Source organism: Shewanella sp. CAL98-MNA-CIBAN-0140 (genome assembly GCF_040309905.1).
Lineage (GTDB): Bacteria > Pseudomonadota > Gammaproteobacteria > Enterobacterales > Shewanellaceae > Shewanella > Shewanella psychromarinicola.
The window spans coordinates 175,407-192,292 of the sequence record NZ_JBEOPI010000003.1 but is presented as its reverse complement, the minus strand read 5'-3'; the positions used below and the strand labels follow the sequence as shown (position 1 = coordinate 192,292).

General features: G+C 42.1%; 9 protein-coding genes, 3 tRNA genes and 2 pseudogenes. 11 read left to right on the top strand and 3 right to left on the bottom strand.

Features of this window, described 5'->3' with window-relative positions; all coding sequences use genetic code 11:
* Positions 1-712 precede the first annotated feature (712 nt).
* Positions 713-2,584 (bottom strand): methyl-accepting chemotaxis protein, encoded by a 1,872-nt coding sequence (locus tag AAEY93_RS03010; RefSeq protein ID WP_124013606.1) that lies wholly within the window; start codon positions 2,582-2,584, stop codon positions 713-715.
* An 888-nt stretch (positions 2,585-3,472) separates the two neighbouring features.
* Positions 3,473-5,722: a peptidase U32 family protein gene (locus AAEY93_RS03005; protein ID WP_351074868.1), complete on the bottom strand. Its 2,250-nt coding sequence runs from the start codon at positions 5,720-5,722 to the stop codon at positions 3,473-3,475.
* A 465-nt stretch (positions 5,723-6,187) separates the two neighbouring features.
* Here AAEY93_RS03005 and AAEY93_RS03000 point away from each other — a divergent pair, with 465 nt between their 5' ends.
* The 9 genes from AAEY93_RS03000 (at position 6,188) to AAEY93_RS02960 (ending at position 12,389) form a co-directional block, all read left to right on the top strand.
* Entirely contained in the window at positions 6,188-6,625 is a 438-nt protein-coding gene (locus AAEY93_RS03000; RefSeq protein WP_335689494.1) for a CidA/LrgA family protein, read from the top strand.
* 35 nt (positions 6,626-6,660) lie between these two features.
* Positions 6,661-7,347, top strand: coding sequence for an LrgB family protein (locus AAEY93_RS02995; RefSeq protein WP_101030269.1), 687 nt, complete (start codon positions 6,661-6,663; stop codon positions 7,345-7,347).
* 759 nt (positions 7,348-8,106) lie between these two features.
* Complete coding sequence (locus AAEY93_RS02990; protein WP_351074865.1) at positions 8,107-8,526, top strand: secondary thiamine-phosphate synthase enzyme YjbQ; 420 nt, start codon at positions 8,107-8,109, stop codon at positions 8,524-8,526.
* A gap of 263 nt (positions 8,527-8,789) precedes the next feature.
* Positions 8,790-9,434 carry a UvrY/SirA/GacA family response regulator transcription factor gene (gene uvrY / locus AAEY93_RS02985; RefSeq protein ID WP_101030271.1) on the top strand — a complete coding sequence of 215 codons (645 nt, stop codon included), beginning with the start codon at positions 8,790-8,792 and terminating at the stop codon, positions 9,432-9,434.
* Positions 9,435-9,478: 44 nt separating this feature from the next.
* Positions 9,479-11,311 carry an excinuclease ABC subunit UvrC gene (uvrC, locus tag AAEY93_RS02980; protein ID WP_124014317.1) on the top strand — a complete coding sequence of 611 codons (1,833 nt, stop codon included), beginning with the start codon at positions 9,479-9,481 and terminating at the stop codon, positions 11,309-11,311.
* Positions 11,312-11,355: 44 nt separating this feature from the next.
* Positions 11,356-11,904: a CDP-diacylglycerol--glycerol-3-phosphate 3-phosphatidyltransferase gene (pgsA, locus tag AAEY93_RS02975; RefSeq protein ID WP_124014316.1), complete on the top strand. Its 549-nt coding sequence runs from the start codon at positions 11,356-11,358 to the stop codon at positions 11,902-11,904.
* 158 nt (positions 11,905-12,062) lie between these two features.
* Positions 12,063-12,138 (top strand) — tRNA-Gly (locus AAEY93_RS02970).
* 42 nt (positions 12,139-12,180) lie between these two features.
* Positions 12,181-12,254: transfer RNA gene (locus AAEY93_RS02965), tRNA-Cys, on the top strand.
* A 49-nt stretch (positions 12,255-12,303) separates the two neighbouring features.
* Positions 12,304-12,389, top strand: a tRNA-Leu gene (locus tag AAEY93_RS02960).
* A gap of 482 nt (positions 12,390-12,871) precedes the next feature.
* Here AAEY93_RS02960 and AAEY93_RS02955 read toward each other — a convergent pair.
* A pseudogene (locus tag AAEY93_RS02955) lies at positions 12,872-13,875 on the bottom strand (reverse transcriptase domain-containing protein); the annotation flags it as partial.
* Positions 13,876-13,969: 94 nt separating this feature from the next.
* On the opposite strand from AAEY93_RS02955, the pseudogene AAEY93_RS02950 reads away from it, so the two are divergent.
* A pseudogene (locus tag AAEY93_RS02950) lies at positions 13,970-15,065 on the top strand (transposase).
* Between the two features lie 239 nt (positions 15,066-15,304).
* Complete coding sequence (locus tag AAEY93_RS02945; RefSeq protein ID WP_351074862.1) at positions 15,305-16,564, top strand: methyl-accepting chemotaxis protein; 1,260 nt, start codon at positions 15,305-15,307, stop codon at positions 16,562-16,564.
* Positions 16,565-16,886: the final 322 nt, after the last annotated feature.

Sequence of the window (16,886 nt, the reverse complement as noted above, 5' to 3'; positions counted from 1 at the left end):
TATTACAAGTAAGCTATCCCTTCTCAAGATTTATCGAGAAAGGCTCATCAGAAATGATGAGCCTTTTTCCGTTGTAAGGAATTTTTGAGCCCTAGGTTCCTATTTTTAACAACACCCTCCATCCGCCACATTTCTGTTTGGCGAAAGAGCATAGACGTGAATTCGGTCATTTCTTTTTAAAAAGCAAAAACAAGCGCGGTGCGCTCAGTCAACGTAGCCTGAGTAGTATAGACGGCTCAATATTCCCGCAGAAAACGGGCTTAACATAAGCAAAGATTTTGATTACTTTTTTTTACGGTAAGCTAGGGTCATAGCAAGCCCTGAGTCAATATTGTCAACATCAGGGGTGTAAAGGCGGCAAAGCGTTCCGTGTTGGCAAACACAGGCTATATGACTAAGCGTTTAAAGCTTATTCTTTGTGGCATATCTTTATCGATAATATGAAACAGTTTGAAGCCTGTGGGCATATAGTAGCCCAGCCGTCGGCTGTGCCGATCTAGCATTATCTATAGCAATATTATATGGACATAAAAATTATCGTGTTAGCCGATTACTAAGGGGCGTTAGGCTATGATGATTGAGTTTTATTGTGGTAAATCTTTGAGGCAAAGCTAACTCACTTTTACCTCAAAAGACTTATCCAGGTATTAACTGGCATTAGGCAGGATGTTCTTGCTTAGTAATAAGCCTGCACTAGGCCAATAACGCAGGCTTACAAAATGAAGGTGGCGACTTTCTTGCTCAAATCTGTTGCACGGTCTTTGAGCATTTTAGCTTGGTTTAGATGGGTCATAGCCGATGAGGTGATCTGATCGGTGACATCTTTTATCGCGACTGTATTCTTCGTTATTTCGCTCGTCACCTGTGTTTGCTCTTCTGCTGCGATGGCAATTTGTCCCGCCATGTCAGAAATCACATTCACCGCTTGGGTGATCTCTTCGATAGCTTGTGCTGCAGCGTTAACATCATCAACACTGTTACTCGCCAATCCCTTGCTACTATCCATCAAGTTAACTGCTTGTTTCGTGGTATTTTGCAAGGTTTCGATAGTGGTATAAATCTCTGCGGTAGAGTCTTGAGTTCGGTGTGATAACACTCGCACTTCATCTGCAACCACGGCAAAACCTCGACCTTGCTCACCAGCACGTGCAGCTTCAATGGCCGCATTTAATGCCAATAAGTTAGTTTGCTCTGCAATCCCCTGAATCGTAGTTAAAATGCCAGAAATTGCTTGTGCATGAACGCTTAATTCACCCATCACTGTCGTGTTTTCATCAACTTCCAATGCTAATGAATTAATGGTGGTGCGGGTTTTATCGACCAAAGCTTTACCTTGAGTACTGCTTTGGGCTGATTGCTGCGCCGCCGCGGCAGTACTTTCAGCATTAGTAGCAATTTCCTGAGTTGCGCTCGACATTTCGGTAACTGCAGTGGCAACCATTGCCACTTCTTGTTGTTGGCGTTGTAGTTCATCGACACTAGATTGGTTTGTGAGCAGACTCTGCTCTGCATCTAAATTCAGTTCGGTCGCCAGTTGACGAATATGGCTGATCAGTTGATGTTGACTGCTCACAAAGCGGTTAAAGCTGTCTGCTAGCACGCCGACTTCATCTTGACTGTCGACTGTGATGCGTTGGGTTAAATCACCATTGCCGTCAGCGATGCGTGATAAGGCTTGAGACACTCGGCTTAATGGCCCAAGTAACAGGCTTAATAACCATGAAATCGCTAGCACACTGATAATTAATACTAATATAGCCAGCCCTAATTGGGTTAACATTAAACTGGTCAGTGGTGCTTCTAGAGTTAGTTTGTCGAGTACAAAAACGAGTTGCCAATCGGTGTTAGGGATCTCAACACCCCAGAGCAGTTTATCTCGGCCTTCAGAGTCAAAATAAGCTGAAGCAAATTGACCTGACTGGCGGCTCGATTGGATTAATTGACTGTTTAGCTGAGCGTCAATATCGGTAACTTTGCCCATCAATTTACTTGAATCTTTATAGGCAATTACGGTACCGTCTTTATGCATCATGATGGCATAGCCGTTGGCTGGCAGCGACATTTCGTTGACGCTATCCACTAAACTGGCAATCGATAAATCACCACCGACAACGCCATTGCGGGTCGGTTGAGCCATAGTGACGATCGGTACTTTAATGGCCACACCCATGTAAGGCTTGGTCATAATTGGCCCGCCTGCTTGTTGCGTTTGACGGTACCAAGGACGGGATCTAGGATCGTAGCCGGTACGATCAATGCTCGGATCTGCGTCGACCATGACGCCATTGCTGTTACCGAAATAGGCCAGCTGAAAATCGCCGGAGATTTGTGCTTGCTGCAAGGCATTGAGCGCATCACCTTCGACCTTAGTGGCGACAGAAGAGATGACTCGTTGGCGATCAGCCAACCATTCTCCAATTCGCATCGCTTGTTGTTTACCAGATTGGTTTACCTGATCAACACTACTTTGCAGTAACAAGGTTTTTTGGGTGGAATAGCTGTGCCACGATAGCAGTCCAATGACAACCGCAAGGGCGAGGACAACCGATAACAATATCTTTTTCTTTAGTGAATATGACTTCATATTGAGTGCTAATACTGTTGTTGAATTAAATTGAAAAACGGAAATAAATACAGCCATTTGGTAGCTGAATTTAGAATGTGAATGGAGATGGAGAACCATCTGAATCGTGTAATTATTTTCGCATACATAATAAAAAAACGAAATAAAAGTCAATGATTTACAGTGTAACCTTGATCTGTGTAGCGATTAATCAATATGATTGACTAATTAAGAATATTTATTTGTAGTTGAAATATCAGCCAATGTAAAACCCCGCAACTATATAAATCTCACTTGTAATATCCTTGTTTGAAATCGTTACATCTAGTGTGTTGACACTCAACGGGATTAAAACCCAGTCGCCCAATAATTCTGGTCAACATTTAACCATTACTCTTGTCTTTAGTTACCTTTATTGACTTGTAGGTAATGAATGATGGTCTTATATTGTGCCAAGGTGTGGGATACTAGCCAACACCGAGGAAGCCTCGTTGTCTTCGCCTTATTCTCATCGCTCTTATAACAACATTGATAAAAGTATCCATCACCATCCTATAAACTGCAGGTTGATAGTCAGCTATATACGCTCTATAGGTGAGTTATGCTGGCGCCAGCAGTTAACTGATGTGGCGTCACAAGTGAGCATCGTTAGACACAATCTTGCGTTAGAATCTTGCATTAGAATCATGCGTTAGAAGAGCTCATCGAAATGCTCTACGGGTTTGAAATTGCTGTGGGTGATGCTTTGGAACCCATTCAAACGCAAAGAAGGGATGACTCAGACGGGCAAGAGTTTAGTCAATTGGCGTTTTGCTCAAGCGTAAAAATATTTAGCATTAGACAGAGTCCTATCTAATCGGAAAATTCACACTAAATTAGATCCCATACACCCAATAACACATCTTTCAACTAGATCCCTTTGGTGTACTGATTTGATATGGTGGGTTGTACCTGCTCCGTAATCCTCTCAATTGCTGCTTGATCACCTGCAATCAATTTGCGTAATGCCTCGATAAAATCAGCTTTTGACCCATTGATCTGTGTCGACGTTTTAATATCTCGTAAATCCACCAACAGGCTAGTGAACTTGCCGGCCAAGTCAGCGACAATATCCAAATTCAGGAAGTTGTGATTGTTGTATAAACTATTGTGTGAACCCTTTTGTTTATCAATAATAAAAGCATGGTCCTTCAGATTGATGATTGATGCATGCTTAGCGCACTTCGGCAGGCACTGGTTATCTATTTTATCTTTTTTACAACCGGTGACTTGGTGGAAAAAACACTGGCGGCTGGTCATTAATAATGTGGGATGATAAATGCTGTAATGTAGCTCGAAAGCTTCTGGGCATTTAATCGATCTGATTTGCTTTCGTGCGAGTTCGTTCGAGATAAAAGCGCCGCTACAATGAAAAGTCCGTTTTAGCGCTTCAAGACTAAACGAGTTACTCAGGTTGAGTTGGGGGCCTGCTATCCAGTCAATATTGGCTTTAAATGCTTCAAACCCGATACCAGTATTATTAGCCACAATATGTTTAGGCTTGACGGCTTTAAGCAGGGCAACGGCTTGGGAGAAGTCATCGCCAATAAGGATTGATGGAAACCAAGGAGCCAGATTTGGATTGTCGTTAAACAATTTAACCAGCCGATTGAAGTGCTTACCAATCTTTTCAGGTATTAGGTAATAGCAAATGTCAGCGATTTCACCCAGTTCAATGTCTTTGTCACTTGCAATCAATACTACCAGCTTTGCAGCGCGGACTTCCTTTGAGCTGGCGTTAGATTCTAAAACAATACTGGGTACTTGAACGTCTTCAATGAGTGTTTTACCACCATTTAATTTGTGTTTAATTTGGCGTTTAAGTTCAGTTATCAACTTATACGACAGGTAGGTGCCATCAGTTAAACGTTCAAAATCAAGTTGTTCAATCCGGTACTTATCATTATTGAAACTGCTGAAGCGTTTGGTTAATGTTGCTTGGTCAATCGAATGGGATGCCGGTTGTTTATGGGTGTCAACGCGAATGGAAAAGCCTTTGTCATCTGCAGTAACATCGACGTCAAGCTGACCATTTTCTTGGGTGATAAACGTAAACTCCAGCGGGATTTTATCTATGACCATGCTGCTCGTTAGTTTATCTAGCGTCTGGATAATATCTGTTTTATCGTCGTAAATTTTCTGCTTCACCGCATCGATTTCGACTGTGCTTTTTGCATTGGTAAGTTGGATAAAATAATCGTTACTATTGTCACGCGGGTTATCAATAAACATATCTTTATTGATATTGTTATTGAGATAACCATCGGTAAAATCACGATTGAAAACTTGATATAAATTAATTTTTTCATCGACAAGTGGTTGGTTTTGCTCGTATCGCTGTAATTGCTTACGCCAAGTATTCACCACAGTGTACACATAATGAGGCTTCTTGATCCGACCTTCAATTTTGAGTGAATCTACTCCAGCCTCAACAAGCTCAGTGAGTTGGTAATAAGCAGAGTTATCTTTCATGTTGAGTGGGAATTCTTTAGCCGCTTTTGCAGCTTGATAGGCGTCGCGGCAGGGTTGGCTACAACGTCCTCGGTTGCCTGAATTACCGCCATGAACGGAGCTGATATAGCAAAGCCCTGAGAAACTGATGCAGTTTGAACCGTGTACAAAAACCTCCGTCGCCATATTCAAGGCGTGCGCCACTTGAGTTAGGTCGCGGATCTCTTCAAGGGTTAACTCGCGTGAAAGATTGGTTCTGCTCGAGCCTAATTGATGTAAAAACTCGATTTGGCCACTATTGTGAGTAGTGACCTGAGTCGAAGCATGAATGTCTAAGCTCGGAAAGTAATGACCAAGAATGTAGAACAACCCCAAATCTTGAACGATAACGCCGTCTATATCAGTATTCACGAGGCGGTTTAACAGCCTAAATAACGCCGGAATTTCCGTTTCAATAATGATGATATTCAGGGTGAGAAACATCTGACAATCGTGCTTGTGTGCTAATGCAAGTAGAGGGTTGAGCTCATCAAAGCTGACATTTATCGCTCGGTTTCTTGCATTGAAGTTATCCAAGCCAAAATAAACCGCATTTGCGCCAGCAACAATGGCTGCTTTAATGGCTTCAATATCGCCGCCAGGGGCAAGTAGTTCGATTTTTTTATTCACTGAAATAACTCGGGTTAACGAAAGGGGACTGCTTTTACAAGAGCGGCGTATTTTACGGGGTGAGAAGCCGCATGTCTATGCGACCACACAGATGGTGACCGCGATGGGTCAATCAAGTTGACATTATATTGCCAATCACAATCATTGGTGAATTTTTAATCACTGTTTTGGTTTTTTGTTACCTTTATTAACTTGCAGGCAATGAATGATGGCCAGACCAAGACAAACAGTCGTCAGTTTAGATGACTCGTCTTATGATCACCTTTGTTCACATGTTATCCATAAACCGAGTGACCAGCCTTAGCGAAACCGCCAGCGTTAACAACTTCGGTGAAATAGTGCAGTGCTTTAAGAACTCAGTACATAACCAAAAGGAATGACATTAATCATTAATATTCATTTTTTTTATCATTTGAGCAAGCGTAAACTCTCAATATCAACTAAAAAATCGATATGTGAAACGAAATGTTATCTCCATTAAATACCCATAGCGCCTTTTTGAAGGGTAAAACAACCTTAATCGTCCAAGTGAGTGGTCTATGTTTATTTGCTTGGCTATGTCAGTGGGCGGCTCACTCGGTTCATTCTGTTATTCCAGGAAGCGTTATTGGCTTAGGCGTATTATTGATATTACTATCTTGCCAATGGCTACCCGAAAAAGTCGTCAACCAAGGCTCAGCATGGTTAATTGGCGACTTACTTTTATTTTTCATTCCCCCCGTTGTCGCGGTTACCAAATATAAATCAATACTAGAAAACTATGGTGCAGAGTTGATTATGTGCATGTTACTGGCCAGTACCAGTGTGCTATTAGGTACGGCCGTTATCGTTGACAAGTTATTTAAGTTTGAACGTAAACAACGTCTAAACAACATTTCCTCACAGCGCTCACACCTTAAGTAACCGCTCTTTCAAATTGAATTTAATGGGTAGCAACAATGAACGATTCATTATTAGGCGCTTTATGTTTATTACTCACATTGGCAGGATATTACCTCAGTAAGCGGCTTTATTTACGCCAACAACGGGTTTGGTTTGCCCCCATAATCATGGCCCCGACGATTATTTTGTTGACCGTGGTTATATTTCAAATTCCACTGGTTGATTATTTTCAATTTACCCATTGGCTGCCCGCTTTGCTGGCACCTGCCACGATTGCATTTGCGGTGCCCATTTATCGTGAACGGCTACTAATCAAACGTTATCCGTTAACGATAAGCCTTGGGGTAATGGCTGGTTTATGTTTAGGCGTTGGATCCTCATGGTTGATTATCCATTTCACCAATATGCCGTCAGCGCTTTCTCGTAGTTTAATCGTAAGATCGGTATCAACCCCGTTTGCTATTGAAGCGACAAGTGCATTTGGTGGCATACCGGAATTAACCGCAATGTTAGTGTTAGTCACAGGTATTATGGGAATGCTGATTTGTGAGCCCCTTTTTAAAGCGGCTAAGATACAAAGCAGCTTAGCGAGGGGGATTTCTTTAGGGGCATCTGCACATGGTGCTGGAGCGGCTAAAGCGAATCAAATTGGTCGGGAAGAAGGGGTTATCGCCAGCTTAACCATGATTTTTACCGGTATTGCCATGGTTATCACCGCGCCCTTATTTGCGTTACTGTTTTAGCTCACCTCAGAGCGGTTTAAGCCATTGCTGTGAGTGGCGCTGTCTAAAAATTTATATATTAAAACAAGAGTGGGGAATTGATTGGTCCATTCGTCGCTATTAGGTCCCATTACACATTGATTGTGGATTCTATTGCTAAACAGGCCATACAACGCGAACAGCTATAACAGAAAAAAGTTGATGGGTTCGCTTGTCCTGATTTAACAATGGATCACCCATTGTTGAGCTTTCTTCTCGCTTGGCAAAACACCTTGTGTCTGCTGGGGGTAAACTGCGAAATAAACCTTCGCGTCTTCAAATCAGTAAAGTCATTACCATTGTGTTATTTTATCGCTCCGCTAAGCACTATTACGGCTAATTTTTGCCGTTACTCCACCAAAGAATGTCCTGAATTCTTCTATACCGTCAGATATTGCTTACCCGCTGCTGAATCGGCTTTAATCTGCCATGATACGTTGATTAAAATCAAACGTTCTATGCTATGTATGTCTGCATTTTTCATCAATACCCATGCTTAGTCGACAGTAAAAGTTATTAACACATGAAGACGCCTTGTGAGCAAAAGAATGGCAAGTTTGATATGGAACTGGTGAAATATTCTGATTTTGCTTATTTACCTCATCTTTTAACTCGATGAGAGGTTAAGTAAATTATCTGACAATGAGCCCAAATCGTTTCAGACTTAATACTACTCTGATGTATGCTTCGCACTTCGCTTGACAATACGTTGTGCGTTAAAATCAAAAAAGGATCCATTTGATGTGGTTACAACGAGAATTGACTCTTAAGACACAGCGGCGAGGATTTCATTTAATTACCGACGAAGTGATCACAAAGCTGCCCGAGCTGAGATCCATAAATGTTGGATTATTACATGTGTTTATTCAGCATACCTCTGCATCACTAGCGATTAACGAAAATGCAGATCCCACTGTTCGTGGCGATATGGAGCGGTATTTTAATGTACTCGCACCAGAAGGTGCGGCATACTTCCAGCATACAGATGAAGGTGCTGATGATATGCCTGCTCATATTAAGTCGACGTTGATAGGTGTTAGTCAGACTATCCCTATTACTAACGGGCACCTGAATCTTGGCCTTTGGCAAGGTTTATATTTATGCGAGCATCGCGATCATGCTTGTTCGCGCACCATTATTGTCACGTTGCAAGGTGAATGATTTAAAAGATAAAATGGCAATGTTAAGGAAACTGTGCTGGATATTTGATATACATATTTCACGTTCAACCATGACTTTACTTGTGTCTGTAAATGTAAAGATGTTAAATTTAGGCATCAAAGGTAGATGGGTAAAATATGTAATTTTACCCGCGCAGTTTTAGCATAATATTTTGGCATATTATTTTGCCTATAAATGTTTTATACATAAAAAATGGCCCTAAAATCCAAAAATAAATTACGCATAATAATAGGTGGGTTAACGTGATATCTGTATATTTGGTTGACGACCATGAACTCGTTAGAACGGGGATCCGTCGTATTTTGGAAGATGAGCGTGGTATTAAAGTCATCGGTGAAGCACCTGATGGAGAAACCGCGGTACAGTGGTCGCGACAGAACGAAGCAGATGTCATTTTAATGGACATGAATATGCCCGGTATGGGGGGATTAGAAGCTACTCGTAAAATTTTGCGCTACCAGCCCGATGCAAAAATTATTGTATTAACTGTACAAACAGAAGATCCATTTCCGACAAAAGTGATGCAGGCGGGTGCCTCTGGGTATTTAACCAAAGGGTCTACTTCACCTGAAGTATTACGCGCTATTACTCAAGTAGCTCGAGGTCAACGTTACTTGTCGTCAGAAATCGCCCAGCAAATGGCTCTCAGTCAATTTAACCACTCTGATGAGAACCCATTTAGCAGTTTATCTGAACGTGAGTTGCAAATCATGATGATGATAACCAATGGCGAGAAAGTTAATGATATTTCTGAAAAATTAAATTTAAGCCCGAAAACCGTCAACAGCTATCGTTATCGGTTATTTGCTAAGCTTGGGATCGGCGGAGATGTTGAGTTGACCCGTTTAGCTATCCGTTACAAAATGCTCGATACAGGTTCATTTTAGTCGGGAATACGTTATTCCTCGCAACGCATTAAGTAGCTTTAATCATGTCTAGTGGTTTTAACGCCAAATCCTTTTTAAAAAATGTTACTTCAGCGCCTGGGGTTTATCGTATGTACGATAAGCGCCAACAGGTTATTTATGTTGGTAAGGCCAAAGATCTTAAAAAACGTCTTAGCTCCTATTTTCGAGTCAATATACCCAACATTAAAACCCAAGCATTGGTATCGCATATCGATCATATTGATGTGACCGTTACCCATAGCGAAACCGATGCGTTATTGCTTGAAAACGATTATATCAAACAGTACATGCCCAAATACAACGTACTGCTTCGTGATGATAAATCGTACCCGTATATTTTGTTAAGTGGCCATAAACATCCTCGATTGGCATATCACCGTGGTCCCAAACGTGAAAAAGGTCATTACTTTGGCCCTTACCCTAATGGTGGTGCAGTGCGCGAGAGTTTGCATTTAATGCAAAAATTGTTTCCTATCCGCCAATGCGATGATTTGTACTACAAATCGCGATCTCGCCCTTGTTTACAGTATCAATTAGATCGTTGTAGTGCGCCTTGTGTCGGAATTGTCAGTGATGAGGAATACAGTGAGCAGGTTAAATTAGCCAGTCTATTTTTACGCGGTAAAGACAAGCAAGTGATATCGCAATTGGTGGCAAAAATGGAAATTGCTGCCATTGATATGGAATACGAACGCGCGGCACAATATCGCGACCAAATCACCGCTTTAAGGCGGGTTGCAGAGCAGCAGGAAGTGTCGAATCAGAAAGGGGATATGGATGTCATTGGCGTCGACTATGCCTCTGGTATTGCCTGTTTTCACCTATTGTTTATCCGCGACGGCAAAATCTTTGGCAGTCGCAGTTATTATCCTTCTGTACCTGCAGAAACTGCAATCGAAGAGGTGTTGTCGTCATTTTTAGGCCAGTTTTATCTCAATGCCGATATCCAGCGTACCATTCCCAAAGAAGTCATCCTCAGTCATCACTTTGACGGCATAAAAGAGTTGCAAGCCTCTATTGAACAAGCACTAGATAAAAAGTTTGAATTAAAAACGCAAGTGCGTGGTGATAGGGCCAATTTTTTACGCTTAGCCATGACTAATGCCAGTAATGCTGTTGCCACTAGATTGTCCCATAAAAATACCGTTGAACAACGGTTCCTATTACTTGAAGAAGCACTTGAGCTTAATGAGCCTATTAAGCGGATGGAGTGTTTTGATATCAGCCACACTATGGGCGAAAGTACGGTGGCCTCGTGTGTGGTGTTTAATCGAGAAGGGCCGCATAAAGCCGATTATCGCCGTTATAATATTACCGGAATTACCGGTGGCGATGATTATGCTGCTATGGAGCAAGCGATAAGCCGTCGATTCGATAAAATTAATAACAATGGCAAAGTACCTGACTTGGTCTTTATCGATGGTGGCATCGGCCAATTAAGAGTAGCGCAAACTATTGTTGATGAGAAGTGTGTCAATATTGATCATCCGCCATTACTCATTTGTGTGACCAAAGGTGAAGGGCGCAAAGCTGGACTCGAAACCTTTACCGTTGGTGGCAGTGAACAAACCTTTGAACTCCCGAGTGATTCGCCTGCATTTCATTTAATGTTACACATCCGTGATGAGTCACATCGATTTGCGATTGCCGGACATCGTAATAAACGCCAGAAAACACGTAACACCTCTACATTAGAATCTATCGCCGGAGTGGGTCCTAAGAGGCGTAAAGCCTTGTTGCAACATTTGGGGGGAATACAAGAAGTCAAAGGCGCTAGCGTGACTGAATTGACAAAAGTACCCGGAATTAGCTTAGAAATGGCACAAACAATCCATGATACATTGCGAGGGGGCTAAATTTAAGGCAAAATTGGCGCTGCTTCTGACAATTTGGTCTTTTTATGCCGTTTAATTTACCTATTGCACTGACATTATTTCGTATTGCTTTGTTGCCCGTTTTCATCGCCGTTTTCTATTTACCTTACTCATGGGCACCATTTGTTTCAGCATTTATTTTTTGGTTGGCTGCATTGACCGATTGGTTAGACGGTTATGCCGCTCGTAAACTAGGTCAGCTAACCCGATTTGGCGCTTTTTTAGATCCTGTTGCCGATAAAGTCATGGTGTCGACGGCATTAGTGTTGTTGGTTCAGCAAAATGATAATATGTATTTAACCTTAGCTGCATTGTTTATGATTGGCCGAGAGATTGTGATTTCTGCATTACGTGAATGGATGGCCGAAATTGGCAAACGTGGTGTGGTAGCCGTTTCTTGGATTGGTAAATATAAAACCGCCGCGCAAATGGCCGCTATTACTGGATTAATTTGGAAACCGACGCCTTTGCTAACCGATGTTGCCTTTGGGTTGTTTTATATTGCGGCCGCACTGACGTTCTGGTCGATGATAAGTTATATTTCAGCAGCTTGGAATGATTTAACTGCTGAATAGCGTAATAATACTTCAATAAGATTATTTAGTGCGCAAACAGTCATAATTGCGTAAATCAACAATTGACACTCGAGGTTAATTCGGTAAAATGCCTCCCCGTAGACAAGTGACTAGTCAACAGCAAGCCTTAAGGTAAGATGTTAACTAACACGATTTATGCGACATTAGCTCAGTTGGTAGAGCGATACCTTGCCAAGGTATAGGTCATCGGTTCGAACCCGATATGTCGCTCCAATTTCTTATCTTATCCGATGGATTAGATTTTGGTTTAAGTATGGCGCGATGGCAGAATGGCTATGCTACGGATTGCAAATCCGTCTATCTCGGTTCGACTCCGGGTCGCGCCTCCACAACATTGCGTTTAATGGTTGCTTTTAGTAACGGTTAAAACAACACTTTGCCCGAGTGGTGGAATCGGTAGACACAAGGGATTTAAAATCCCTCGCTGAATAAGCGTGCCGGTTCAAGTCCGGCCTCGGGTACCATCCTTTACATACGTTAAGTATGGTGTAAAAAAGCCTCAACATTAGTTGGGGCTTTTTTACGTCTGCAATTTGATTGTGAATGATAACAAACGTTAACTACGGTGAGATCGATAAAAGCGAACGACGAACCTAGAGACTAGGAAGGACTTCGTCCTGCTAGTCCGCTACGCGGCTATAAGAGAGGATAATTCGAAAAGTAGTAGGTTCTTTGGCTTCACCCTTAGCAGAGTGAGACTTCTGTTTGATATGGTCACAGAATGCTAGTCTGACGTCCTGTCAGGCTCACGCATTCTTTTATAAAGAGTCTTCAAAGCCCTCATGTTCAGAGTTGAATTTGTCCATTTTCAATTAGGTAGGCAAAACTCATTTATGTCGGATAGACGACACTTGTTACCAAGTGCCGCCCTCCTAAGAACCCAGTGTGCAACTTTCACTGCACTAGGCTCAAGCCTCCACAAAGGTATCGTTTGATACCCAGCAACTTATAAAGCAGTGAGAGCAGGTTCATTCCAAGAGTTACGAGCTTGCCTTTTCGATTTTCTCCTAGCCAAATATTCTTGGTATTGAGGATCGAATGGTATAGCCGCATTTCGGATTTTCACGTGTCTCTCAATGGGCACTTTGGCTATTTGGAATAGATTGAATTGGCAATCCATATCCTTGACCTTCTGCCAACCGTGAAATTACCATTGGCCTTTTCGGTTGATGAAGTATTTAAGGGCTACCCAAGTCTTAGACTTTGTTGGATGACGCCTTACTGCCCAGTGCCATAACGTATAGAATAGTTTGTGCCCAACATACCCGAATACTTGTTTAGCAACGCAATGTCGATAATAGTTCGCCCAACCCCTTAGTTTTGGATTTATCAGTTTGATAAGATCGTTAACAGGGATGGTTGCGTGCTTTTTGATGAGTTCGCGCAGGTTACTCAAGAACAGCAAGGTATTGGACTTGCTCGGTTTAATGAGCAATTTTCCTTTGTACTTCCTATGATTGAACCCTAAGAAGTCAAAACCATTGTTGATGTGGGTAATGTGCGTTTTCTCTTCGGAGAGTGTTAAGCCTCTTTCCGCTAAGAAATCAGCGATCAACGGTTTGATATCGTTCTCGAGCACTTCCTTTGAAGCGCAGGTGACAACGAAATCGTCGCGTATCCAATAAAGTTGGCTCTAGCACCCTTGTTGAGTGCTGTAGACTTTATGCGCTGTTCGAGTCCAGCAAGAGTCATTAGCATCAAGGTTGGGGATATAGCCCCTCCTTGTGGTGTGCCCTCATCAGTACGATAAAACAGCCCTTTATCCATAAAACCAGACTTTAACCATTGTTCCAACATACGTTTATCTATGGCGATGTTATCAACAAGCCATTGATGCCCGATTTTGTCGAAGCAGGATTTGATATCTCCCTCAAGAACCCATTGCGCTGATCTCTTTAGAGCCAAGCATTTGAAGCACTGATCGACTGCGTCGGCAGTGCTACGATTTGGTCAAGAGCAAAACATGGCCATCCATGATTGTTGGCGAATATTTAAGCATTGGTCTAGTCTTTAGTTATCTTTATTTACTTGCAGGTAATAAATGATGGCTAGACCAAGACAAACGATAGTCAGTTTAGATGACACGCCATCTCCCTGTATATGGAAAGTTGCCACTGCTGCTCGCGTGTAGTTCGTAAAGCATTTTTATGCGGTATTGATAACACCACGGGTGAAAACTTCGAGCATCGACGAGAGTGGGGTGATTCACGCATTCTTGAGCTTGCCACCATTTTTGCCATTGATATCTGTGCCTATGCACTCTTGATAATGAACAGGGAGTAATCATTTGCATGTAGTGATTAAAGTCGATGCCGATAAAGCCAAAAACTGGTCAGATAAAGAAGTGTTAGTTCAATGGCATAAAGGCTTTAAGGGCACATTGTTAACTCAAAAGTTTGTTAAGGATGAAGACCTAAACGAATTTGAACTTAAAACAGTGAATGACTGCATCACCCAATACCGTCAACGCTTAATCGACATAAGTTGGTTTATGCGCTCACTCAGTGAACCGATTGCCAGAATGGCTAATAAAGAAGATAAATGTACTGGCAGGTTCTATTCGCCGCCATCCATGGCGCTCACCCTTCGGGCCTGCTAAAGCTGTTCAAATTGATTGCCGATGACTTTGTGGGAGGGAGGTTTTAAATCCCAAGCTTTATTAGATGAAGCTGCAGTATTAGCTTGCATGGCCTATGTTGATTACTCTTTATTGAATAGAAAGTCCTATCCGCGCCCAAATGGCCGTAACACCTGAAACCTCAGATTACACTAGCATTCAACGTCGAATAAACTCAGCGATAAAAGGTGAACAACCAAGCGAATTACTGCCGTTTGTGGGTAATGAGCATCAAGAAATGCCTAACGGCCTGATGTTCAGTGTAAAAGACTATATTGTACTGGTGGAAGATACAGGACGAATTATTCGAGAGGATAAACGTGGTGCAATTAGTGCCAGTAGCCAACATATTCTTAATAGACTCAACATTCCTGCCGAGAATTGGCTTAAAATCACCACTGAATTTGGTCATTTATTCAAAGGTGCGGTCGGTGCGTTACCTGCATTAACCGAATACTGTGAACATTTAGAGCGAAAACGACGACAAGGTGCATCAAACTGCCAGCGTTGGCTCTGCGCTTAACCGTTAATTTATAAAATCCGCTACTTCATTTCTACTTGATTGATATCACTTTTTTCTGTTGTGTTGGATTTATCATATTGACCGAGTCTAAACATTGCGAGCGTATTTTTTTGATAACATCTATCGTCTTCCCAATTAGCTCCTATTTTTTCAAAGTGTCGACTGTCTCCCAAAAATTAATTCCCTCCAAATATAATATAAGCACATGTTTTAAAGTAGGTTATATTTAGGGTTTCCATATGTACATAATTCTATGGTCAGTGATACCGTTCATTTTAGTCGCCTTGCTAGTGATGTCCTTGGTATTGAGCCGCAGGAATATTCGACACCTTCAAATTGAGCTAACAGAAACCTCCGATAAACTTGATATCCATCAACAGCAAATTATTCTGCTAGAAAACGAAAAAATTAAAGCTTCAAGTACTATCCAAATGAACATAGATCATCGTAGTCAATTACTGGTCGGTCTCAATATTTTATTTGAAGAGGTCAGCGATCTGGAAATTCTATTCTCTGAGCAGATGTCTACCGTCAATAACGCCTTAAGCCGCGTCAGCCAGGACAGCCTAGTTTCCCAACATTCTGGAGAGCAGGCATTAGAAAGCGTTGAGCTCGGCCATGAAGGGCTTCCCAAGCTAAATAAGGTTTTGTCTGAGTTCTCGCAGATGGATAAATCATTACAGGAATTACGCCGACTTATTCAGAATGTGTCTTCGCATTCGGACTCAATAGACCGAATTGCGGCAGAATCACGGATCCTATCTATAAACGCATCGATAGAGGCTGCTCGTGCCGGTACTCAAGGCCGAGGTTTTGCTGTTGTTGCAGGTTCAGTAACTGACCTTGCTGAAAAGTCTGCCAGCAGCGCTGGCCAGATTAATAGCATAAGTCAGGAGGGTGAGACTTTACTTAAGCAGTTACTTACGGACTCAACTGACGTCATCAAGCAAACAGAAGGCCTGTTAGGCAGTTTCGGCTCGGTATATGCGCAGATAGAAAAGAGTATGGGTATTTTGGTCAAGGCAAACAAAAGCCTGCAAAACGGTTTTATAGATTTTCAGTCTACCTATGAGGGAATGGACACTTCTTCTAAGACGGCTTTTGAAAGTCTTCTAAATGAACTATCAGCCTTTGTTGCACAGTGTAATGGTACTGAATTAGTTGATCTTACTGTTGCACAGACCAGAGCAGGTCTTGATAGTTATGACTTTAGAATTGATGTACGACGCCCTGATGAATATAACGATAATCTGGGCCACATTGCTGGTACCATAAATATTAATATCCAGGCAGACGATTTCGAGAAGAAACTGGAGCAGCTAGACAATAGTAAGAATTACCTTTGGATCTGTCGTTCTGGCGGTCGGAGTAAACGAGCCGCTGTTCTGGCATTGCGAAAAGGGTTTACAGGGCAATGTCATAATATGCTTGGTGGTATGCTTGCGTGGAATGAAGCTTCTTACCCAACAGACACTAGATCTAGTGTTTCTGGGCAATGAAAGGGAACAACATTACGTTAACGTCATCCATACCATCGATAGAAATGTATGGTCTGCCTCGTTTTTGTAAATGAAATTGTTGATATTAAATGGAGCAACGAAATTTAGTCACTTAATTAGAGGTAGACCACTCCCGTTTTCCTAATATTTCCGATCTTACCCACAATTGCCTTAATGCTAACCGTAGGATTTAGAGCGTTAGTTCTAACGCGTTTATGTCGGATAGGCGGCACCTGTTACCAAGTGCCGCCCTCCTAAGAACCGTACGTGCAACTTTCACTGCATACGGCTCAAGCCTCCACTAAGGCGTGTTCTGTTACCC